The organism is Gemmatimonadaceae bacterium (genome assembly GCA_036504815.1).
Lineage (GTDB): Bacteria > Gemmatimonadota > Gemmatimonadetes > Gemmatimonadales > Gemmatimonadaceae > PNKL01.
The window spans coordinates 663,173-684,909 of record DASXUN010000021.1; the positions used below are offsets into that span (position 1 = coordinate 663,173).

Consider the following 21,737-nt stretch of genomic DNA (forward strand, 5'->3'; position numbering starts at 1 on the left):
CGGCGCCGTTCTGCTTGCTACCCCACCATCGACTTGACCACGAACCACACATTCGCCGGTCGTTCCGCCAGCCGCCGCATGTACCACTTGTACCAGGCGCTCCCGTAGCTGATCAGCGTCTTCACCGTGCGCCCCTCGCTGCGCAGGCGGCGCTGGTCGGCGTCGCGGATGCCGTACAGCATGTGGATCTCGTACCCACGGTCCGGCGTACCATGCGCCTTGGCGCGCGCCACCAGCCGGTCGAGCAACGGAATGTCGTGCGTGCCGAAGATCGGCGTGCACTGGCCCGCCGCGGCGGCCTGCAGCATCCGGTCGGCAAGGTCGAAGTAGTTGCGGTTGGTGTCGGCCTTCACGGGATACGCCACGCTCGACGGCTCGGCGTACGCCCCCTTCACGAGGCGGATGATGGGGTTCAGGTCCATCAGCGCCTCGAGATCGGCCTGCGTGCGATACAGGTACGCCTGCATCGCGAGCCCAACGTTGGGGTGCCTCTCCTTCAACGCGCGGTACAGCTTCAGCGTGGGGTCCACATACACGAACCCCTCCATGTCGATCCAGAAGACCTTGCCGATAGCCTCGCTCCGCGCCGCGAGCAGCATCAGGTGCTCGAGGCACTTGTCGTACGACAGGTCGAGCCCGAGCTGCGTGGGTTTCACGCTCACGTGCCCGTCGAGCCCCGACGCGGCCAACTGGTCGAAGAACCACAAATAATGATCGCGCACGGCCTCGGCGTCGGCCGGCACCACGATGTTCTCACCGAGCTTGGTGAACACCGTGCCGCGCCCTTCGGCCTTGAGCATCTGCGCCGCGTGCAGCGCATCCTCCGGCGCCTCGCCGGGCATGAACCGCCGCGTGGCCCGCTTCACGAACGCGCGCTGCGTGGCCTGCCGATTCAGGAACGGCGAATCGGCCATCTTCAGCAGGATCGTCCGCCCGAGGCTCACGGCTTCCAGGTCCCCTGCGCGACCTGCGGCTTGAAAGTGTTGAGGTTCTTGGGCGGGAAGGCGAGAGTCTTGCCGCTTTCGGCGCTCTGATAGGCCGTCATGAGCATTTTCACGACCTCAAGACCATCGTCGAACGTGAGCAGCGGCTCCTCGCGGCCGAGGAAGGCGTTCACGAAATGCCGGTCCTCGTCGGTGTAGCCGTAGGCCAGATGCTCCTGCGGCACCACCGGCATCACGCCCTGCTCGGCGTTCTGCTTCTCCACCAGGTCCTCGCCGGCGCGTCCGGTGACCTCGCGGCTGAAGAAGAGCTGCAGCCCGCTGTCGAGCGAGTTCCACTTCATGGAGTACTCGGGGCCCAGCAGTTCGGCCGAGAGGCGCAGCCCCGCGCCAACGAAGCTCCACGAAGTGGAAGCCTCGCCGATTACCGTATGGCCCTCGGCGGTCTCGAACTCGATGGTGACCGACGCGAAGTCCTCGGATGGTGCCTTGGAGTAGTCCACCTGTGCGCCCATGTTCTGCTTGAGCTTCTTCACGTACGCCGGGCGCGACCACTTGAGCGAGGCAATGTGCCCGGTGACGCGCACGGGCTTCACCGTGCTGAGCGGCTCGCCGGGGCGGGTGAGCAGGTGCCGCACGACGAGCGCCGAGTGGCACATCATGTCGTTCAGCACGCCTCCGCCCTGCAGCTGCCCCATCCAGAACCACGGGCTGTGCGGGCCGCTGTGCTCCTCAGCGGCGCGCGCGAGGTATGGCCGGCCGGTCGTGGCCGCGCCGCGCGCCCAGATGAGCTTCTTGCCCGCCTCGACGTGCGGCGCGAAGAGCTGGTTCTCGAGGTAACCCGTCTTGAGTCCCACCGAGTCGACGAGCTGCTTCACGCGCCTGGCCTCGGCGACGTTGCGCGCGAGTGGCTTTTCGCAGGCGATGCCCTTGAGCGATCCCTTGCCGCGCTTGATCGTGTCAACAATCTCCTCGACGTTCTCGATGCGCGCGTGGTTGGGGCCGCTCAGCCAGATGGCGTCAATGGCCGGATCGGCGACCATTTGCGCGATGCTGCGGTGCGGCTTGCAGTCGCCGACGTTCAGCGAGCGACAGTACGCGGCGGCCGACTTGGCGCCCTTGTCGTCGGGGCTCCAGACGCCGAGGATGTCGGCGTCGCGCACGCCGACCCAGCCTTGCATGTGAAAGCGGGCGTTGAAGCCGGAGCCGATGAAACCTACGCCGAGTCGGGACATTGTCGTGTGCAGGGTGCGGGGAACAGGGTGTGGTGCAGGGTGCGGGGGGTAATTATCGCTCAGGGTTCCGGGGGTGCGCCATACGAGCGGTGCGGGGAACGGGAGTCTGTCACCACCGAAGACACGGAAGGCACGTAGGGTCACGGAGAACAGCGACTTCGTGGCGGAACATCGATCCTGTTCCAGCCCCGACCACGCATGAAGTCAGTACCCCAGTGAATGAAGTTTCGTGGCCCTCCCTGCCTTCCGTGAAATCCGTGGTATGCGGTCCGGTCTGCCCACAACGAACTCGGCGGAGCATCCCGTCAGGATGCCCCGCCGTCGGGTGTCCGGCAGCGCGCGCCGAGTCTACCTTCTGCGCACCGCCCGCATGGACATCTTGTACGAGACTCCGAGCTTCTGCAGTTGCGGCTCGGGGCACCCTTCCCAGACCGGGACGATGGTGTTGCCCATGTAGCCGATGTCCTTGAAGCCGATGCGGCTGGTCCAGAATCCGCTCGCCGTCAGGTCGCGGAAGCGGGTGAAGAAGTCGACGCCCGGCTTGAGCGCCGGCGCGGCCTTCTTGGGGAAGGCGATGTCGTTGAGCACCTGCTTCTGCTGCTCCGGCGTGCACGCCACGAAGCCGCGCTTGAAGCGCCGCGTGCATTCGCCGTTGAGCCAGACCAGTCCTTCGCGCATCCAGTTCTGGTTGGACTTGAAGTCGTTCACGATGAAATCCATGAACTCGGGAACGCCCGCATCCGCGGCGCTGCCCGACCGCGCATCCCGGGGAATCACCAGGTCGGCGAGCGCGCGCACCATCGGCCACTCGGTCCTGGTGAAGAAGATCGGCTTGTACGCCGGCGCCCCCTGCTCGAGCGCCGCCCGCGCATACTCCGCGGCGCGCGCCACGTCGGGCGACGCGAGGCCAATGGCCGCCAGCGACGCCGCGCCGAGCATCTTCACCACGTCGCGCCGATCAACGCCCCGTGGCGCATCGTCGTGCGCCGCCGTGACGGGAAGCACTCGCGCTGTCGTGCCTGCCGGCTTCTGTCGTTCTCTGTCGTTCTCTGTCGTTCTCTGCTTCATAGCGCCCCCGCCTTCCGCTGCTGCGTGATGTAGTCCGCGGTGCGCCACGCCATCGCCATGATGGTCCACGTCGGGTTCTTGTCGGCCTGGCTCACCATCGGGCCACCGTCCGCCACGAAGAGGTTCTTGCATCCCCAGGCGGCCTGATGCGCGTCCACTGCCGACGTCTTCGGGTCATTGCCCATGCGCACGGTGCCGACTTCGTGGATGATCTGACCGCCGTTGGAGATGCCGTATCCCTTCTCCTTGCCCGGCATCGCGCTCCAGACCTCGCCTCCCATCTCGGCGATGAGCTTGCGGAAGGTCTCCTGCATGTGCTTCACCTGCTTGAACTCGTAGTCGCTCCACTTCCAGTGGAACTTGAGCACCGGGATGCCCCACTTGTCCTTCCTGGTGGGATCCAGTTCGCAGTAGCTGTCGGCGTTGGGCACCATCTCGCCGCGCCCCGAGAAGCCGATCGTCGAGCCCCAGAAGCGGCGGTAGTCCTCCTTCAGCCCCGCGCCGTAGCCGGAGAAGTTCGGGTAGTTCTCGATGCCGCCCATGAATCCGTAGCCGGGCTGACCGAGGCCGCCCCACACCTCGATATGGTAGCCGCGCGGGAAGTCGAGCTTCTTGTTGTCCAGCCACCACGGCATGTAGATGTGGCCGCCGCCCACGCCGTCGCAGTTGTGCCGCACGCGCTCGGTCAGCTTTGGAATGAAGCCGCCCACGTCGGTGCCGGTGCTGTCGGTGAGGTACTTGCCGATCACGCCGCCCTGGTTGCCGATGCCGTTGGGGAAGCGCGACGACTTGCTGTTGAGCATGATGCGCGCGCTCTCGCAGGCGCTGGCGGCGAGGACGACGATGCGCCCCTTCACGTGCATGTCCTTGCCTGTCGCCTTGTCGATGTAGCTGACGCCGGTCGCATTGCCCTTGGCATCCACGGTCACCTCGCGGGCCATTGCGTTGGTGATGATGGAGAGGCGTCCCGTCTTCGCCGCGGGGAAGATGAGCACGTTCCCGGAGGTGAAGTTGGAATTGGTCATGCAGCCGCGATTGCATTGCGCGCAGTAATGGCACGGCGCGCGATTGTTGAGCGGCTTGGTGATGATCGAGAGGCGGGCCGGGATGCACCAGATGCCCAGGCGGTCGGCGGCCTGCTTGATATACAACTCATGGCAGCGTGGCCGCGGGGCGGGCTGGAAAATGCTGTCGGGATGGTTGGGGAGGTTCTCCTTCGACCCGAAGATGCCGACCAGGCGGTCCACCTTGTCGTAGTACGGCGCCAGGTCCTTGTACGTGATGGGCCAGTTGTCGCCCAGTCCGTCGATGCTCTTGCGCTGGAAGTCGTCCGGGCCGAAGCGCAGCGAGATGCGTCCCCAATGGTTGGTGCGGCCGCCGAGCATGCGCGCGCGCCACCAGTCGAATTTCTGGCCGGCGGCCACCGTGTACGGTTCGTCGGGAATCTGCCAGCCGCCGATGCAGGCATCGAACTCGCCAAAGGGACGGTCGGCCGTGCCGGCGCCGCGCCGTGGCGAGTCGTACGGCATCTTGAGCATGGTGGAATCCATGGTGTTGTCCCACCAGCCGCCGGCTTCGAGCATCAGGACATTGGCGCCGGCTTCCACGAGGACAGAGGCGGCCATGCCGCCGCCCGCGCCGGAGCCGACGATGACGACATCGTATTCGAGGCGCTTCGGTTGCGTTTGCATACGGCGAAAATGTCCAGAGGAACGCCCGTTCGCCAGCCATCCGGTACCGGTCGGGTCGACTTGTGCCTCGCAACCGGGGCCTAGCATGTTGGTTGGTACCCAGGAGGAGCCATGTTCGAAGATGCCGAGCTGGGGCATACCGTAGACAAGGCCACATATGACGCGCGCATTCCGACGCTGCGCTCTGAACTGCTCGATACGCAGTTCGCCCTCAAGGACCAGAAAACCTTTCCCGTGGTGCTGCTCGTTGGCGGTGTCGAGGGCGGGGGGCGTGGCGAGACGGTGAACGCCCTCACGTCGTGGCTCGACCCGCGACACGTCGAAGTCAACGGCATGGGCGAACCGTCGGATGAAGAAGTGGAGCGCCCTCGCATGTGGCGCTTCTGGCGCGCGCTCCCGCCGAAGGGGAAGATCGGGATCTTCTTCGGGTCGTGGTACACCGCGCCCATCCTCGACGCCTCGCTGGGCAAGGGTCGCTCGCGCTGGGCGACGCTCGAAAAGAACATCGATGAGATCGTGCGTTTCGAGCGCATGCTCTCGGAAGAAGGGACGCTCGTCCTGAAATTCTGGTTCCACCTCTCCAAGGCCGCGCAGCGCAAGCGCATCAAGGAACTGAAGAAGGATCCGCTCACGCGCTGGCGCGTCACCGGCATCGACGAGGACTACTTCAAGAAGTACGACCGATTCCGCGAGGTGTCGGAACACACGCTGCGCCACACCTCCTCGGCGCTCGCGCCCTGGCTGGTGGTCGAGGGCGTGGACCGGCGCTATCGCGAGCTGTACGTCGCCGAGGAGCTGCTGCGCGCCATGAAGGCGCGCCTTGCCGCGCCGAAGGCGGCGCGGCCGACGCCGGCGCGCCCGAGCGACATCCCCGAGGTCGATGCCAAGCGCACGCTGCTGACCGAGCTTGACCTCACGAAGAAGCTCACGAAGAACAAGTACGAGAAGGAACTCGAGAAGTGGCAGGGGAAGCTGGCGCTGCTCACGCGGCACAAGCGGTTCCGCGACCACTCGGTGGTCGTGGTCTTCGAGGGCAATGATGCGGCGGGGAAGGGCGGCACGATCCGGCGTGTCACGGGAGCGGTGGATGCGCGCGTGGTGCGCGTCGTGCCGATCGCCGCGCCGACCGACGAAGAGCGGTCGCATCCGTACCTGTGGCGCTTCTGGCGTCAGCTGCCGCGCCGCGGCAGCATCACGATCTTCGACCGGTCGTGGTACGGGCGCGTGCTGGTGGAACGCGTGGAAGGCTTTGCCGCGCCCTACGACTGGGAGCGCGCCTACGGGGAGATCAACGACTTCGAGGAGGAGATGCACAACCACGGGACCATCGTGGCGAAGTTCTGGCTGGCGATCTCCAAGCAGGAGCAGCTGCGGCGCTTCAAGGAGCGCGAGCAGGTGTCATTCAAGACGTTCAAGATCACCGAGGAAGACTGGCGCAACCGCAAGAAGTGGGACGCCTATTCCGACGCGGTCTGCGACATGGTGGGGCGCACCTCCAGCGGCAAGGCGCCGTGGACCATGGTGGAGGCCAACGACAAGTACCACGCGCGCATCAAGGTGCTCAAGACCCTCTGCGAGCGGATCGAGAAGGCGCTGGACTAGTGTGGCACGACGGCTTCTTCACCACGGAGACACGGAGAACGCCTGAGGGCCACGGAGGACTGCTATAGCTGGGGTAACGACATCGCGCCACGCAGAGCATTGCGTGGCGCGTGCTGTTCCCCCAAGAAGTTGCAGTCCTCCGTGGCCCTCCGGTCGTTCTCCGTGTCTCCGTGGTGAAGAAGACCGGCGTGGCGCCCAACAACTAGAATCGCAACGCCTTGAGGTACGCCGCCGAGTTGCGGATGCTCTCCATCGGGTCCGCCGGGTTGTCGTGCTCGACGAAGTAGTGCTTGATCCCGGCTGTCGCGTGCGCTCCGAAGATCACCTTCCAGTCGAGGGTGCCGGAACCGACGTCGGCCATCGCCAGCGCCGGGGCGGCGGTGGCGTCCTTCACGTGCACCATCTCGAAGCGCCCCGGATGCCTGGTAAACAATGCGACGGGAGCCTGTCCGGCCTTTACCGCCCAATACAGGTCGAGTTCGTACGTCACCAGCGCGGGATCGGTGCCTTCGATCAGTATTGCGAGCGGCAGCCGGCCATCCACCGGCGCGAACTCCACGGAATGGTTGTGATAGCCGAAACGCAGGCCGGCCGTCTTGGCGTGCCGGCCCACCTCGTTGAAGGTGTCGGCCATGCGCTTCCAGTCATCCACGGTCTTGAGTGTGCGCATGTCGAGTGACGCCACGGTGAGGTAACGAATGCCGATGGTGTGTGCCGACTCGGCAGTCGATTCGAACTTCCCGCGCACATCGTCAAGGCCGAGGTGCGTGGACGGCGCGACCAGGCCGTTGAGCTGCAACAGACTCTTCACCTCAGATGGCGAGCGGCCGAAGTATCCGGCGAACTCGACCTCGCGGTACCCGAGCTCCGCCACCGCGGCGAGCGTCGCCGGCATGTCCTTGGCCATCGCGGTGCGCACCGTGTAGAGCTGCAGGCCGATGCGCTCAATGGAATCGACGCTCGGCGAAAGGCGCCGATCGGCACGCGCCAAGCGCGGCAGCAAACCCGCGGCGGCCAGAGCGGACAGCGTTTTCAGGACATCACGGCGTGTCGACATCGGAGTTCCCTTGCCGCGTTGCGGCGATGGTCGTCAGGAGTTGCCGGTGGTGATGCCGCACGTGCTGTGCGGCAAACCGCACGATCTCGTAGAGCGGCAGCGCGCCCAGGTATGGATGCACCAGCCGGCGATGCGGCCGGCGTTCGACCAGGATCCCGAGATCGCGCACGCAGGCGGCGCCCGACGCGCGAAAGAGCGCCACGCCATCGGCCGGTGATTCAGGGCCGGCGCCAGGTCGCAGCGCGCGCGGCGCCCTCGCCTTGGGAAATGGCGCGCCCTGAAGCAGGCGTGGCTTCACGAATGCCCGCGCAAGCACCAACTGCGGCAACCGCAACCTGACGCGCAGGGAGTTCTTGCCCCGCGACTCCCCGGCGAATTGCGAGTAGGTGCGCGCCAGGTGGTCGGTGATTTCGGCCGCCGTCCACGACTCGGCGCGCGTGCGCGCCGTCCACTGTGCCGGCGTCAGTCCTTCAATGGTCCGCGCAAACTCATCCGCGGCCGCGGAGTGCTCGGCGAGCACCTCCGGCCAGACGCGCCGCGTGATAGCCGCGTGCAACCGCCGGCGGCCGTACCAGACTACGAACGCGCATAGCACTGCCGCGCTGAACCCGGCGATTGCCACGTCGCCAGTTGGCGCGCCGCCGTAGGTCCGCGCCGCCAGCGGCACGGTGACGGTGGTGGCCACGGCCCAGAGCCACAGCAGGCGCAGGCCAAGGAGCCGCGCCAGCAGCATCGACGCCGCGACACCGAGTGCGGCGACCCCCATCACCAACTGGCCGACGACGATGGCGGTCTCCAGCGGCCGCCCGACGTCGCCGCCCAGCGCGCCCGCCAGCGAGTTCACACCACTCACGCCCAGCAGCGCGAGATAGACCCACTCGCCGATCGGCCGGCCGAATAGCGCCCAGTCCCGTACCGGCCGGAGGGTCACGCGTGGCAGGCGCATTGCTAGGCTGGCCGCGCGCTCGACAATTCCGACGGCGCCACGGTTGCCACCGTAGTCGGTGACGACGTCGTCAGCCGACGATGATAATCGACCTGGCCCAGGTGGTACCCCAGGTGCACGGCGCAGTGCAGGAGGAACTCCTGCGTGTTGACGCGCACCGCGCCGATGGCCAGCGGGAATTCAGTGGCCAGCGTTTCGACCGTGACGGCCGGCAATGCGCCGTCGACCGCCGCGAGCGCCGCGTCGATCTCGGCAAGCAGTTCGGCGCGCGGCAGCCCGCGCGCCGCGAATTCACGCGGGCGATCGCGTTCGTACGCGATGCCGCCGATCACGTGGCCGACGTACAGGCGCAGGTTGCCGGCCAGGTGCAGGACCAGCGTGCCGCACGAGTTCGAGATGCCGGGCGGCGTGGCCCAGACGGCGTCGTCACTCGGATACGCTTCCAGTTCACGACGCAGCGCGAGGAGCTCGCGGCGCATCACGGCATGCAAGTGGGCAGCAATGGGAGAAGCGCTCATGAATGACTCCGAAGCGTGAGGGAGACGGGGGACCCGATCAGCGCATGAGCGCCGGAATTTCCCTGGCCAGCGTCTGCACGCTGAGCCACGCCATGGCGAGCGTGACGAGCGTGCCACCGATGGTGAGGGCCTTGGGATGGCGGTAGTCGCCCACCACCGCGCGACGCGAGGCGGCGACGAGCATCGTGCCCAGCGACAGTGGGAGAATCAGTCCGTTGAGCGCGCCGACGAGGATCAGCACCTTCACCGGCCGGCCCACGGTCACGAAGACGGCGGTCGACACGACGATGAACCCGATCACCAGCCGGGACCAGCGCTCGTCGGCGCGCGGCAACAAGCCGCGCAGGAACGACACTGAGGTGTAGGCCGATCCCACCACCGAGGTGATGGCCGCCGACCACATCACCACGCCGAAGACCTTGAACCCCATCTCGCCGGCGGCGTGGTGGAAGACCGACGCGGGCGGGTTCTGCGGATCGAGCTGGAAGCCGTGCGACACCACACCGAGCGCGCCGAGGAAGAGCACGACGCGCATGAGCGAGGCGATGAGGATGGCGCTGGTGGCCGAGTTCGTCACCGCGCGCAACGAGCCCGGTCCCGACAACCCGGCGTCGAGCAGGCGATGCGCGCCGGCGAACGTGATGTACCCTCCCACCGTGCCGCCCACGATGGTGATGATGCTCAGGGGCGCGATCTGTTCCGGAACGACACTGCGCAGCACGGCCTCGCCGAGCGGCGGCGCCGAGGCAATCGCCACATAACAGGCGAGGCCCACCATCACGAAGCCAAGCGCCACCGTGAAGCGATCCATGGCACGCCCGGCTTCCTTCACCAGGAAGATCGCGATGGCAATGGCCGCGCTCAGCACGGCCCCGGCCTTCACGTCGAGTCCGAAGATCACGTTGAGGCCGAGTCCCGCGCCGGCCACGTTGCCCACGTTGAAGGCGAGGCCGCCGAGCACGACGAGCGTAGCGAGCAGGTGCCCGAGTCCCGGCACGACGAGGTTCGCCACGTCCTGCGCGCGGCGTCCGCTCACCACCAGCACGCGCCAGATGTTGAGTTGCGCGCCGAGGTCAAAGAGCACCGACAGCAGGATGGCGAAGCCGAAGCTCGCCCCGAGCTGCGCGGTGAACGCCGCCGTCTGCGTGAGGAAGCCCGGGCCGATGGCCGACGTCGCCATCAGGAAGGCGGCGCCGGCAAGGACGCGCAGCGGGGCGGTGCGAGTGGGCTGAGGTTCGGTCACCGCGACCGCTCGCTGCGATCGAGGTGGAAGTGGTGGAGCAGGCGGTGCAGGACCGGCGTGAAGAGCAGGCCCGCCACGACCAGGAAGACGACGCCCGAATACAGCGCGTAGAACGAGGCGAACAGCTTGCCGGATGTCGCGGCGATGGGATCGACGGGTCCCATCCCGCCGAGGATCATCGAGGCGTTCTCGAACGCATCGATCCACGCGAGCTGGCCCAGTGCGTGATAGCCCACCGTGCCGGCGGCCAGCGAGACGGCGATCGCCGCGAGCGCGACCCCGCCGTGATTCAGCATGCGGCGCCAGAAAAGATGGCGCGGCAACAGCGGGGCGGTGTGGTGCTCGTACATCGGCGGGTTACGGCTGAGCCGGCATGCCCATCGCGGCCCACTCTTCCTTCGAGGGACCCATCACGCCGGGGACCGGCAGTCCTGCCTGCCGCATCAGCACCGTCATCTGGCCGCGATGATGCGTCTCGTGGGCGATGAGGATGGCGAGGATGAGTCCGCGCGGCCACCGCTCGCCATAGATCGGCACCACCTCGCCGAGCATTGCATCGGTCCACGCGGTCCGCACGGCCGGGACAACCCGCGCCGCCGTTTTCTCGTACTGCGCGGCGATCTCGGCGGCATGGGCTGGCACCGCATCGGGGGTTTGTTCCTTGGGGCCCTCGATGGCCAGCCCGGCGTGTCCTCCCATCTCGGTCAGGGTGCACGTGATGTGCCACGCGAGGAAACCGAGCGTGCGGCCGCCGGGGCTCACGGGCTGAGCCAGCGACGCATCCGTGAGCGTCCGGAGGATCTTGAGCGTGGCCTCCGTCTGCTGCGTCCACGAGTTGGCAAAATCTTCGATCGTGCGGAACATCGTCGGTGTCTCCCGTGCGGAGTGTCTCGGCCGAATCTACCGCCACCCGCTCAGTCGCGCAGCTTGCCGGCGTGCTTGGCGCGCAGCTTGGCGATCTTCGGCGAGATGACCGCGAGGCAGTACGGCTGGAAGGGATGGCGGCGGTAGTAACGGTCGTGGGTGGATTCCGCCGGCCAGAACGTCGCGTCGCGCTCGATGGTGGTGACGATCGGCAGGTCATACACCGCGTCGCGGTCGAGTTCCGCGATGACGGCGAGCGCCTCGGCTTCCTGTTCCGGAGAGTTCGGGAAGATGGCCGACCGGTACTGCGAACCGACGTCCGGTCCCTGGCGGTTGAGCTGCGTGGGGTCGTGGATGGTGAAGAAGACCTCGAGCAGGTCGCGGTACGAGATCTCGCGCGGATCATACGAGACCTGCACCACCTCGGCGTGTCCGGTGACGCCCGTGCAGACCTGCTCGTACGTCGGGTTCGGCCGCTGGCCGCCCGCATAGCCGCTCTTCACCGTGTGGACGCCACGCAGGCGTTCGTAGGCCGCTTCCAGGCACCAGAAGCAACCACCAGCCAGCGTGGCCTGGGCCAATCCATCGGGGGGCATCGTCATGGGAAGGACCGGCAGAGTGTGTTTTCAAATGTGGAGTCTGGCGCGCTCTTTTGGAAGCGACCCCGGGTCAGTGATAGTCGTGCGATCGCGCCTCGATGGTTCCCTCGAGCGGGAAGAACTCGCGCGCCCGGATGTTCACGACACGCTGTTCCACCTGCAGGATGCCGCGCACGAGCAGCAGCGGCGTCCGGGAGATGAGCAGCGCCTGCCGTTCGAACGCCGGCGGTGTCACGACGACGTTGACCATTCCCGTTTCGTCCTCGAGCGTCAGGAAGACGAACCCCTTGGCCGTCCCCGGCCGCTGGCGACAGATGACAAGACCCGCCATGCCCACGGGCTCGCCGTCCCGGCCCTGTTCGAGCAGCGCCTTGGCGGTGGCGAGATCGTTGAGCTTGAGCACGGCGCGCAGGTGGCGCATGGGATGGCCATGCAATGACACGCCGGTGAGCCGGTAGTCGGCCTCGGTCAGTTCCGGGGCGGTGTACGCGGGGAGGGCGATGGGAACGTCCGCTTCGGGGAAGAGCGCCAGCGGCCCGCCGGTGCCGCGCTGCGCCTCGAGCACCTTCCACAGCGCCACGCGCCGCCGCCGCGCCAGCGGCTCGTCGCGCACGAACGCGTCGAGCGCCCCCGACTCGGCGAGCAGGCGCAAGGCCCGCCGGTCGAGCCGCGTGCGCTGCACGAAGTCATCGATGGAGCGGAACGCGCCCCCCGCCCGCGCGCGCCCGATGCGGTCGCGAGCGTCGGGCCCCAAGCCCCGAATGGAGCGCAGGCCAAGGCGCACGATGGGGGCAGACGGGAGACGGGAGACGGGAGACGGGAGATGTGCCGTCTGTTGTCTCTCTGTTGTTTCTCTGTTGTTTCTCTGTTGTTTCTCTGCCGACGTGAAAACCACACCATCTTTGGGCCGCACAATTGTCCCGTTCGCACAGACCATCTGGTGATCCCATCCGCTCTTGGTCACGTCGGCTCCCAGTACACGCACTCCGTGTCTCTTGGCGTCCTCCACCAGCGTCCCCTCGCTGTAGAACCCCATTGGCTGCGCGTTCAGGATCGCGCACAGGTACTCGGCGGGGTAATAGTGCCGCAGGTAGGCGCTGGCGTAGACGATGAGCGCGAAGCTCGCCGCGTGGCTTTCGGGAAAGCCGTAGTCGGCGAAGGCGTTGATCTGCTGGTAGATCCGCTGCGCGATGTCCTCGGGAATGCCGTTGGCCTTCATCCCGGCGATCATCTTCTCGCAGATGGCCGCCATGCGCTCGTGGCTGCGCTTGTGCCCCATCGCCTTGCGCAGCACATCGGCCTCGCCGGGGGTGAAGCCCGCCGCGACGATCGCCACCTGCATCCCCTGCTCCTGAAAGAGCGGCACGCCGAGCGTGCGCTTGAGCACCGGCTCGAGCGATGGATGCGGATAGGTGACCTCCTCGTCGCCGGCGCGACGCCGCAGGTACGGATGCACCATCTCGCCCTGGATCGGTCCCGGACGAATGAGCGCGACCTCGACGACGAGGTCGTAGAAGCAGCGCGGCTTGAGGCGTGGCAGGGTGTTCATCTGCGCGCGGCTCTCCACCTGGAAGACGCCCACCGTGTCGGCGTTGCAGAGGTCGTCGTACACCGCCTGGTCGCGCAGGTCGAGCTGCGAGAGCTCGATGGTGACGCCGCGCGTGGCGCGTACGTACTTGATGCAGTCCTGCAGCAGCGTGAGCATGCCGAGGCCCAGCAGGTCGATCTTCACGAGCCCGACCGGATCGAGGTCGTCCTTCTCCCACTGGATCACCGTGCGCCCCTCCATCGCCGCCGGCTCGATGGGGACGATGGTGCGCAGCGGCTGCTCGGTGAGAACGAAGCCACCCACGTGGATGCCGCGGTGACGGGGGGACTGGTGCAATGACTCGACAATGTCGGCGAGGATGGTGATGGCGGAGGGCGGATGGCAGATGGCAGATGAGGGTGGCGTCTGCTGTTCCGCCATCCGCCGTCCGCCATCTGCCATCACCGTCCGGCTCGCCTCTCTTTCTCGCCGCATTTGCGCGTAGGCTTGCGTCCCCGGCATGAACTGCTGTCCCAGCCGGTCGGCGACATCGCGCGCGTCGAGTTGCTTGGCGTAGTTGGCGGGGCCGGCCACGTCCACGACTTCAGGGGCGAAAGGGTCGGCGGGAGATGGCGGACGGTCGATGGCGGAAGGCTGATCACTGCCGGCACCTGCCATCTGCCGTCCGCCATCCGCCATCTGCCTGAGCGCCTCCGCCGTCCGCTTCGCCGAAAACCGATCCGCCGTGAGCGCCAATTCCTCGGCCTGCTGGGCGGAGTATCCGAGCACGCGCGCCGCGTCGCGCACCGCGCTGCGCCCGCGCCAGGTGATGTGCTCGCACACCATCGCCGCATGCTCGCGTCCGTAGCGGTCGTACACGTACTGCAGCACGCGTTCGCGGTCGCGGTGGGCGAAGTCGATGTCGATGTCGGGCGCCTCGGTGCGTTCCTCGCTCAGGAACCGCTCGAACAGCAACTCGAGCTTGATGGGATCCACCGCCGTGATGCCGAGGCAGTAGCAGACGGCGCTGTTGGCGGCCGAACCGCGCCCCTGGCAGAGGATTCCCTCGCGGCGCGCGAAGCGCACGATGTCCCAGACGATGAGGAAGTAGCCGGCGAGCCCGAGCCTGGCGATGAGCGCGAGTTCGTGCTCGAGCTGCCTGTCGTGGCGCGCCGTGCGCCGCCACCCCCACCGCTCCTCCGCGCCCTGCGTCACCAGCAACTGCAGGTATTCGTCCTCGCTCACGCCGGGCGGCAGCGTGAAGTGCGGCAGCCGCGGCTTGAGGTCCTGCAGGCGGAACGCGCAGCGCTCGGCGATGACGAGCGTCTGCCGGATGCCGGATTCGTCGTCCTGCCAGCGGCGGCGCATCTGCGCATGACCCTTCAGGTACCACTCGCCGTTGGGGCGCAGGCGCGTTCCCATCGACGCGAGCGTTTCGCCGTGGCGCAGGGCGCAGAGCACGTCGTGCGCGATGCGCTGCGTGCGGCGCGCGTAGTGCACGTCATTGGTGACCACCCACGGCACGTCGAGGGCGCGCGCCACGGCGATGAGTTCGCGCGCGAGTTCGCGTTCCGCGGGAACGGCGTGGTCCCACACTTCCACCGCGACGCGTCGGCCGAAGATGTCGAGCAGGGTGGCGAGCGCTTCGCACGCCGCATCGCGTCCGCCGCGCCGCAGCGCCTGCGGCACCGCGCCACGCGCGCAACCGGTGAGGGCGTACAGCCCGTCGGCGTGCTGGGCGAGCGTATCGAACGAGACGCACGGCGAACCCCGCGGGTTGTCCATACGCGCGCGGGTGATGAGTGAGCTGAGGTTGGAGTAGCCGGTGGCGCTCTCTGACAGGAGTACCAAGTGAGAGATGGCGGATGGCTGATGGCTGATGGCGGATGGGGCGGCCGTATCCGCCATCGGCCGTCTGCCATCCGCCATCACTTCGATCGTCAACTCAGCGCCAATTATTCCCGGCAGCCCCGCCGCCTTCGCTGCAGTGGCAAACCGCACCGCACCGCCGAGATCGTCGTGGTCGGTGAGCGCGAGGGCGGGGAGGGCCAGTTCCACCGCGCGCTCCACGAGTCGCTCGGGATCCGAAGCGCCGTCGAGCAGCGAGAACGTGGAATGGCAGTGCAACTCGGCGTACAGCGGTGCGGGCACAGGCACGGGCACGGGTACAGGCGTGGGCACGAAGGCACGGCAGGGTGCGCCGCGACAACCCGCACGCCGGACCGGGCGGGGCGTATCTAATGAAAGAATACCGAATAAACACCGAAGCACAAGGGTGCCGCCCCTGCCGCCATAGGCATTTGCGGCGTGGCGCGCGTATGCTATCCGCATGCTGCGCCTCGCCGTCCTCACCAATCGCGACATCGAGTCCTGTGTCGCGCTCAACCTGCTGCACCGCGCCCTCGGCGCCCGCATCGGCGCCGTCTTCCTCTCCGAGCGCGTCGGCGGCAAGGGGCCAGTGTCGCGCGCGCTCGAGCCGCTGTCGTTTCTCGAGCAGGACTTCTTCACGCGGCACGTCTTTCCCGCCGTGGAGCGGACGCCCACGACCGGGCGCTTCCTGACGTTCGCCGAGTTTGAGCGCGTGCACGGCATTCCGGTGCGCGCGCTGGCGTCGGCCCGCACCACCGATGCGCTCGACGCGCTGCGCACCGCGCGCGCCGACCTCTTTGTCTCCATCCGGTTCGGGCACATCCTCGGCGAGGACGCCATCGCCATCCCGCCGCGCGGCGTGCTCAACCTGCATTCGGGGCTGCTGCCACAGTATCGCGGCGTGATCGCGACCTTCCGCGCCCTCTTGAACGGCGACGACACGATCGGCTGCACCCTGCACTGGATCGACTCGCCGAGCATCGATGCCGGCGCGATTCTCGAGATGCCGCGCGTGACGGTCGACCGGTCGCAGTCGCTGCTCTGGCACATCCTGGCGCTCTATCCACCCGGCATGCACGCCATGGAACGCGCGGTGCTCGCCCTCGAAACCGATCGTGCGCTGCCGACCAAGCCGCAGGATCCCAACGCCGGCGCGTACTACTCGTTCCCCACCGATGCCGACGTTGCGCAGTTCACCGCCGCCGGATGGCGGCTGTTCGGCCGCGATGACGTGGACGCACTGATGGCGCGCTTCGCGCCGGCATCCTGAGGCGAACGCAATCGCGCCGCGGAGCGCACTCTCTACCCGGCCTCTTCATCATCCGGTACTTTCACAACGTGATCATCAACCGTCGTCTTCTTCTGGCAGGACTTGGCGCGCTGGCCGCCGTCGCGGCGCCGCGTGTTGCACGCACCCAGGAAACTGCCGTGCAAGGCGGCGTGAAGCCGGGTGTGTTCATCGCGGCCGAGGCGAGCCTCCAGTCCTTTCAGGGGGACATGGATCCCTGGCGCCTCGGCACGGTTGCGTTCTGGCGCCGCTCCCGGGCGGGCACGTTCATCGCCAAGGTGAACTACGCGAATCGCTACGCGACCGACGGCGTGCAGGCCGAAGTGGAAGCATACCCGCGCGTGAGCGACAAGCTGTACCTGTACCTCGACGCCGGGTATTCGAGCGCATCGGTCTTTCCGGCGTGGCGGTCGGGCGCTGAACTCTTCTCCTCACTCCCGGATGCGTGGGAGGCCTCGATCGGCTACCGGCAGCTGCGCTTCAATGGGATACCGGTGACGATGTTCACCGGGGCGCTGGGCAAGTATGTCGGCAACTACTGGCTCTCCTTGCGTCCCTACATTCGCTCACGGGATGGCACGACGTCCGCCACCACCTCGCTGATGGCGCGCCGCTACTTCGCCGATGGCGACCACTGGGTGGGCGGCACCGCGACCTACGGCAACAGTCCGACGGAACGCGTCACGCCCGACGCCGTGGCGCTGAACAAGACCTTCTCGGTGGCCATCACCGGCTCGACGGGACTCACGTCGAACCTCCTCGCCACGTGGCTGGTCGGTCATGACGCCGAGCAGTTGGGACCCGGCAACACCCGCCGAAGCGTGACGGTGACCGCGGGCCTCCGGCGCAAGTTCTAGGCGAATGCCCACGCCGCCCAACGCCTTGCGCGAACGCTTCCTTGGCTCGGCGCACGCCGCGCTCGAGCGCATGCACCAGTATGCGGCGCTGCTCGAGATCGATCCGCGCGACGGCAACGTGCTCGACACCCTGCGGCGCGAGTTGCATCGCCTGCGCGGCTCATCGGGGTCCTACGGCTATGCCGAGGCCGGGGAGCGCCTGGCCGAGATGGAGCAGCGCGCCCGGACCTGGGCGCTCGATTCGACGCTCGACGCCGCCAACCGCGGCGTGATCCTCCGCCGGGCGGTCGATGCGCTCTACACGGCCTACGGCACCGCCCCCGCGCATCCCATCGACACGGAGGTCCGCGACGTCTGGTGCGTCGAGCCGCCCGCGGGACGGATGGCCGAGTGGAGCAAGCTGACTGCGTCGACCGCGATGCGGCTGACGCCGATGTCCATGGCGGATTTCGCCGAGCGTGTGCAGCGCAAGGAACGACCGTACGCGGCGATCGCGCCGATTGATGTCGGGCGCCGGTTGCACGCGCCGGACGGCATGCCGCTCGTCCTGCTCGCGTCGTCCGCGCAGGCCGTGGCGCCGTCGGGGCGCTCGTTCGGCTCCGTGATGGTGGTGGATCACGACATCTCGACCGATGACCTGGCGGTCATCATCGAGAAGGTGGCCCAGCGCACGGCCGTCACCGGCGGCTCCGTGGTCATCCTCGATGACGATCCGATGATCCTCGTTCTGGTGCGCGCCATCTGCGAAAGCGCCGGCCTGCGCGCGCTCACCATCGCGGAACCGGGGCTGCTCTTCATGACGCTCGAGGACGAACGTCCCAGCGTGCTGCTGATGGACGTGCAGCTGCCCGGCACGACGGGCTTCGAACTGACGCGCCGCATCCGCGCGAGCGCCGACTGGAGCGACCTGCCGGTCGTGCTCTTCTCGGCCGACACCAGCCAGCAGGCGCGCGAGAGCGCCATCGTGGCCGGCGCCGACGGCTTTCTGCCGAAGCCGGTGGCGCCGGCGGAGCTGCGGACGCAGCTGCTGGCCCGCATCGAGCAGGTGCGGCAGACGCGGCTGGCGGCGGGCCTGAATCCGGCCACGGCGCTCCCCGAACACGAAGTGGGCCTGCGTGAGGCCGAGCAGCAGTTCGGCGCGCTGCGCCGCGAGGGCGGGGCGCTGAGCGCCGCGATCATTCGTTTGCGGGACGCCAGCGACGAGGTGCGCTGGCCGCGCCTGTGCGCCACGGTGTCGCGCGCGCTGCGCGACACGGGCGCGGCCCTCGCGCACTACGACAACGTCTCGCTCGTGGCCACCGTGCGTGATGGGTACTATCCGATGCTGCGCGCGTTGAACGTGCTGCGCGCCTCCGATCTCGAGGGCGTGGAGCCGAGCTGGGTGCTCGGCCTGGCGGAAGTCTCCGCGGTGCAGGCCACGAATGCCGAAGACCTCTGGCACGCCGCCGCCGATGCGGCGGCCGCCGCCATCGCCTTGCGGCAGGACAACCACGTCTGGACCCCGGAGGACTCGACGCGCGCGCCGGATGTGGTGATCGTCGAGGACGATCCGGCGTTCTCCGACCTGCTGGAGTATGCGCTCCGGCAGGAAGGGTACACGTACCGCGTGCTGCGCACGGGGCCGGCCGCACTCGACGCGCTGCGGGCAATGCCGGTGACGTCGCAGCGGCCGGTGATCCTGCTCGATCTCGACCTGCCGGGGCTCGACGGGCACGCCGTCCACGAACAGTTGCAGATTGAGCGGCCGCGCGACTTCGTCACCGTTTTTCTCAGCGCGCACGCGGGCGATGCCGACCAGATACGCGCGCTGCGCGCCGGGGCGGCCGACTACCTGGTGAAGCCCGTTAGCCTGCGCGTGCTGCTGTCGAAGCTTCCCCGCTGGGTCCGCAGGTCGCGGAGCGAACGGTGAGCCTGCTGCTCGTACTCGGCGTCATTGCCGTGGCGCAGGTCATCTTCGTGGTCATGCTCGGCGTGTTTGTCGTCGTGCGTCGCGAACGGCTGCTGGAGCGGAAGCGCCGCGTCGCGCGCGGCCGGGCGCGCCTGAGCCACCCGCTGGCCCATTGGCTCGTCGGTGCGGGCTCCGTGCAGGACCTGGTGCAGGGAATGCGCGCCCTGCCGCCGGACGCGGCGCTGGCCTTTGCCTCCGAACTGCACGATGTGCGCGTTCCCGTCGCGCAGCGGGCGTCGCTTGGCCAGGCGATGCGCGGTGAGCGGTGGGCGGCATGGGCGATGAGCGGGGCCGCGAGTCGGCGCTGGTGGCGGCGGCTCGACGCGGCCCGCGCCCTGGGGATCGTGGGCACGCCCGCCGATGTGGCCCTCCTGCGACCGTTGCTGGCCGACAAGCACTCGGCGGTGCGTCTGGCCGCCGCCGAGGCGCTGGCCGCGGTGGCGGATCCCACGCTGGTGCGCGTCGCGGTGGAACAGTATCCCAGCCAGCCGCTCGCCGTGCGACTCTTCACCACGAGCACGCTGCGACTCGTGTGGGAACTCGCCGAGTCGCCGTTGCGAGAGCTCCTCGGTGACCGCCGGGCACCCGGCAAGCACGTGGCCGCATGGCTCGCCCTCGCGGAGTCGCTCGCGTTGCCGTCGCTGCGCACGGCCATCACGCCCCTCGCCGCGCACGCGGACCCTGAGGTGCGCGCGGCCGCGGCCCGCGCGCTGCGGCGTTATCCGCATGCGGAATCAGTGGAGACCGTGATGGGGTTGCTGGACGACCCGCAGGACTTCGTGCGTGCCGCAAGCGCGCAGGCGCTCGGCGCGCTGCGGGCCACCGAAGCGCAGGCGCGGCTCGAGCGCGGCCTCGCCGACAGCGCCTGGTGGGTGCGCTTTCGCTGTTCGCTCGCGCTGGCGCTGCTTGGCGAACCCGGGCGTGCCGCGTTGCGCCGCGCCCGCCAGTCGCCCGACCGCTATGCGCGCGACATGGCGGTGATGACGTCAGGCCTCTCCGAAGGGGCCGTGCTGGAGCTTGGCGACGTATGATCCATGCCGTCATGCAATCGCTGCAGGCGCTCGAGTGGGCGATCCTGGTCTACTTCATCCTGCTCAACTCGTTCTACGCCCTGCTGCTGGTGCTGTCGTTTCCCGAGCTCTTTACGCACTTCCAGCTCGCCGACGACGAGTACTTTGCGCGCGCCCTGTCCACCGACGCGCTGCCGCCCATCTCGATCCTCGTGCCCGCGTACAATGAGGAAGTCAGCATCGCGTCGAGCGTGCTCTCGTTCCTCACGCTGCAGTATCCGCGGCATGAGGTCGTGCTCGTGAACGATGGGTCGAAGGACCGGACCATGGACGAACTGGTCCGGGCGTATGATCTCTACGAGATCCCGCCGGCCATCCCGCGCACCATCCCCAGCGCCCCCATCCGGGCCGTCTACCGGTCGCGCACCTACTCGCGCCTGCTGGTGATCGACAAGGAGAACGGCGGCAAGGCGGACTCGCTGAACGCGGCCATCAACGCCGCGCGCTTTCCGTACGTGATCGCCTGTGACGCCGACACGCTCATCGAACCCGACGCGCTGCTGCGACTCGCGCGGCCGTTCCTGCTGGGGCGCGAGATTGCGGCGATCGGCGGCACCATCCGCGTCGTCAATGCATGCCAGGTGGCCCTGGGTCGCGTGGTGGAGGCGCGCGTGGACTCGCGTTGGCTCCCCGGTTGCCAGACGGTGGAATACCTGCGCGCCTTCCTGTTCGGCCGGCTCGGCTGGAACCGCATCGGCGGCAACCTGATCATCAGCGGCGCCTTCGGCCTGTTTGCGCGCAAGTACCTGCTGGCCATCGGCGGCTACCAGACCGGCAACGTCACCGAGGACATGGACCTCGCGGTGCGCCTGCACGTCTACCTGCGCGAGCACCAGATCGACGCGGCCATGCCGTTCATTCCCGATCCCGTGGCGTGGACCGAGGTGCCGGCGTCGCGGAAGATCCTGCACCGGCAGCGCGAACGCTGGCATCGCGGGCTCATTGGCACGGTGTGGGAGCGCCGGAAGATGCTGTTCAATCCACGCTACGGATCGGTGGGGATGGTGGCGCTGCCGTTCTTCACGTTTGGCGAAATGCTGGCGCCGGTCGTCGAACTGCTCGGCTACATCGGCCTCGTTCTGGGCCTGATGTTCGGCGCGGTGAACCGGCCGTTTGCGATGGCGTTCCTCGCGGTGGCCGTCGGCTACGGCATCCTGCTGTCGATGTGGGCGATTGTCCTCGAGGAAGTCACCTTCCGCCGCTACAACCATCGCCGCGACCTCTGGCGACTGCTCTTCTTCGCGGTCATCGAGGGGATCGGCTACCGGCAGCTCACCGTGTACTACCGGCTGCACGCGTTCTGGAAGGTGATGCGCGGCGATCGGGGATGGGGGGTGATGCAACGAGAGGGATTCGCGCGCCCTTCGACGTGATGGCAGATGGCGGATGGCCGATGGCCGATGATGCGCGGCA

18 protein-coding genes are annotated in these 21,737 nt (G+C 67.9%); 6 read left to right on the forward strand and 12 right to left on the reverse strand.

Annotated features, from left to right (window positions below; genetic code table 11):
• Positions 1-17: 17 nt before the first annotated feature.
• From VGJ96_12545 to VGJ96_12560, 4 genes are all read right to left on the reverse strand, one after another.
• Positions 18-944: a proline dehydrogenase family protein gene (locus VGJ96_12545; protein HEY3287939.1), complete on the reverse strand. Its 927-nt coding sequence runs from the start codon at positions 942-944 to the stop codon at positions 18-20.
• On the reverse strand, positions 941-2,176 hold the full coding sequence (locus VGJ96_12550) for a Gfo/Idh/MocA family oxidoreductase (GenBank protein ID HEY3287940.1): 1,236 nt from the start codon (positions 2,174-2,176) through the stop codon (positions 941-943). The genes VGJ96_12545 and VGJ96_12550 overlap by 4 nt, the downstream gene beginning before the upstream one ends.
• A gap of 348 nt (positions 2,177-2,524) precedes the next feature.
• Positions 2,525-3,181 carry a gluconate 2-dehydrogenase subunit 3 family protein gene (locus tag VGJ96_12555; GenBank protein HEY3287941.1) on the reverse strand — a complete coding sequence of 219 codons (657 nt, stop codon included), beginning with the start codon at positions 3,179-3,181 and terminating at the stop codon, positions 2,525-2,527.
• 59 nt (positions 3,182-3,240) lie between these two features.
• Complete coding sequence (locus tag VGJ96_12560) at positions 3,241-4,935, reverse strand: GMC family oxidoreductase (protein ID HEY3287942.1); 1,695 nt, start codon at positions 4,933-4,935, stop codon at positions 3,241-3,243.
• Between the two features lie 111 nt (positions 4,936-5,046).
• Between VGJ96_12560 and pap the strand changes: the two genes are divergently transcribed.
• Entirely contained in the window at positions 5,047-6,537 is a 1,491-nt protein-coding gene (gene pap, locus VGJ96_12565) for a polyphosphate:AMP phosphotransferase (protein HEY3287943.1), read from the forward strand.
• 202 nt (positions 6,538-6,739) lie between these two features.
• Here the strand turns inward: pap and VGJ96_12570 are convergent, their stop codons facing one another.
• From VGJ96_12570 to VGJ96_12605, 8 genes are all read right to left on the reverse strand, one after another.
• The gene (locus VGJ96_12570) at positions 6,740-7,594 is read right to left on the reverse strand and encodes a sugar phosphate isomerase/epimerase (GenBank protein ID HEY3287944.1); all 855 of its coding nucleotides are present in this window, start codon (positions 7,592-7,594) and stop codon (positions 6,740-6,742) included.
• Entirely contained in the window at positions 7,578-8,540 is a 963-nt protein-coding gene (locus VGJ96_12575) for a DinB family protein (GenBank protein HEY3287945.1), read from the reverse strand. Before VGJ96_12575 ends, VGJ96_12570 begins: the two co-directional genes overlap by 17 nt.
• Positions 8,541-8,542: 2 nt before the next feature.
• On the reverse strand, positions 8,543-9,058 hold the full coding sequence (locus VGJ96_12580; GenBank protein ID HEY3287946.1) for a DinB family protein: 516 nt from the start codon (positions 9,056-9,058) through the stop codon (positions 8,543-8,545).
• Positions 9,059-9,095: 37 nt separating this feature from the next.
• A complete protein-coding gene (locus tag VGJ96_12585; GenBank protein HEY3287947.1) occupies positions 9,096-10,301 on the reverse strand; it encodes an NRAMP family divalent metal transporter in 1,206 nt (401 codons plus the stop codon).
• Positions 10,298-10,624 carry a hypothetical protein gene (locus VGJ96_12590; protein ID HEY3287948.1) on the reverse strand — a complete coding sequence of 109 codons (327 nt, stop codon included), beginning with the start codon at positions 10,622-10,624 and terminating at the stop codon, positions 10,298-10,300. Before VGJ96_12590 ends, VGJ96_12585 begins: the two co-directional genes overlap by 4 nt.
• A gap of 34 nt (positions 10,625-10,658) precedes the next feature.
• The gene (locus VGJ96_12595; GenBank protein HEY3287949.1) at positions 10,659-11,165 is read right to left on the reverse strand and encodes a DinB family protein; all 507 of its coding nucleotides are present in this window, start codon (positions 11,163-11,165) and stop codon (positions 10,659-10,661) included.
• A gap of 50 nt (positions 11,166-11,215) precedes the next feature.
• On the reverse strand, positions 11,216-11,767 hold the full coding sequence (gene msrA / locus VGJ96_12600) for a peptide-methionine (S)-S-oxide reductase MsrA (GenBank protein ID HEY3287950.1): 552 nt from the start codon (positions 11,765-11,767) through the stop codon (positions 11,216-11,218).
• Between the two features lie 67 nt (positions 11,768-11,834).
• Positions 11,835-15,443: a PHP domain-containing protein gene (locus tag VGJ96_12605; GenBank protein HEY3287951.1), complete on the reverse strand. Its 3,609-nt coding sequence runs from the start codon at positions 15,441-15,443 to the stop codon at positions 11,835-11,837.
• A gap of 178 nt (positions 15,444-15,621) precedes the next feature.
• On the opposite strand from VGJ96_12605, the gene VGJ96_12610 reads away from it, so the two are divergent.
• The 5 genes from VGJ96_12610 (at position 15,622) to VGJ96_12630 (ending at position 21,697) form a co-directional block, all read left to right on the forward strand.
• Positions 15,622-16,431: a formyltransferase family protein gene (locus VGJ96_12610; GenBank protein HEY3287952.1), complete on the forward strand. Its 810-nt coding sequence runs from the start codon at positions 15,622-15,624 to the stop codon at positions 16,429-16,431.
• Positions 16,432-16,499: 68 nt separating this feature from the next.
• On the forward strand, positions 16,500-17,306 hold the full coding sequence (locus tag VGJ96_12615; protein HEY3287953.1) for a YaiO family outer membrane beta-barrel protein: 807 nt from the start codon (positions 16,500-16,502) through the stop codon (positions 17,304-17,306).
• A gap of 4 nt (positions 17,307-17,310) precedes the next feature.
• Positions 17,311-19,215 carry a response regulator gene (locus VGJ96_12620; GenBank protein HEY3287954.1) on the forward strand — a complete coding sequence of 635 codons (1,905 nt, stop codon included), beginning with the start codon at positions 17,311-17,313 and terminating at the stop codon, positions 19,213-19,215.
• Positions 19,212-20,285 (forward strand): HEAT repeat domain-containing protein, encoded by a 1,074-nt coding sequence (locus VGJ96_12625; protein HEY3287955.1) that lies wholly within the window; start codon positions 19,212-19,214, stop codon positions 20,283-20,285. The genes VGJ96_12620 and VGJ96_12625 overlap by 4 nt, the downstream gene beginning before the upstream one ends.
• Positions 20,282-21,697 (forward strand): glycosyltransferase, encoded by a 1,416-nt coding sequence (locus tag VGJ96_12630; protein HEY3287956.1) that lies wholly within the window; start codon positions 20,282-20,284, stop codon positions 21,695-21,697. Before VGJ96_12625 ends, VGJ96_12630 begins: the two co-directional genes overlap by 4 nt.
• Positions 21,698-21,737 lie beyond the last annotated feature (40 nt).

What these genes read in the sequence shown, in the direction of transcription:
- VGJ96_12610 (HEY3287952.1), top strand. Translation starts at nt 15,622, where the DNA reads ATGCTGCGCCTCGCCGTCCTCACCAATCGCGACATCGAGTCCTGTGTC.
- VGJ96_12550 (HEY3287940.1), bottom strand. Translation starts at nt 2,176, where the DNA reads ATGTCCCGACTCGGCGTAGGTTTCATCGGCTCCGGCTTCAACGCCCGC.
- VGJ96_12575 (HEY3287945.1), bottom strand. Translation starts at nt 8,540, where the DNA reads ATGCGCCTGCCACGCGTGACCCTCCGGCCGGTACGGGACTGGGCGCTA.
- msrA (HEY3287950.1), bottom strand. Translation starts at nt 11,767, where the DNA reads ATGACGATGCCCCCCGATGGATTGGCCCAGGCCACGCTGGCTGGTGGT.
- VGJ96_12620 (HEY3287954.1), top strand. Translation starts at nt 17,311, where the DNA reads ATGCCCACGCCGCCCAACGCCTTGCGCGAACGCTTCCTTGGCTCGGCG.
- VGJ96_12560 (HEY3287942.1), bottom strand. Translation starts at nt 4,935, where the DNA reads ATGCAAACGCAACCGAAGCGCCTCGAATACGATGTCGTCATCGTCGGC.
- VGJ96_12595 (HEY3287949.1), bottom strand. Translation starts at nt 11,165, where the DNA reads ATGTTCCGCACGATCGAAGATTTTGCCAACTCGTGGACGCAGCAGACG.
- pap (HEY3287943.1), top strand. Translation starts at nt 5,047, where the DNA reads ATGTTCGAAGATGCCGAGCTGGGGCATACCGTAGACAAGGCCACATAT.
- VGJ96_12630 (HEY3287956.1), top strand. Translation starts at nt 20,282, where the DNA reads ATGATCCATGCCGTCATGCAATCGCTGCAGGCGCTCGAGTGGGCGATC.
- VGJ96_12580 (HEY3287946.1), bottom strand. Translation starts at nt 9,058, where the DNA reads ATGAGCGCTTCTCCCATTGCTGCCCACTTGCATGCCGTGATGCGCCGC.
- VGJ96_12570 (HEY3287944.1), bottom strand. Translation starts at nt 7,594, where the DNA reads ATGTCGACACGCCGTGATGTCCTGAAAACGCTGTCCGCTCTGGCCGCC.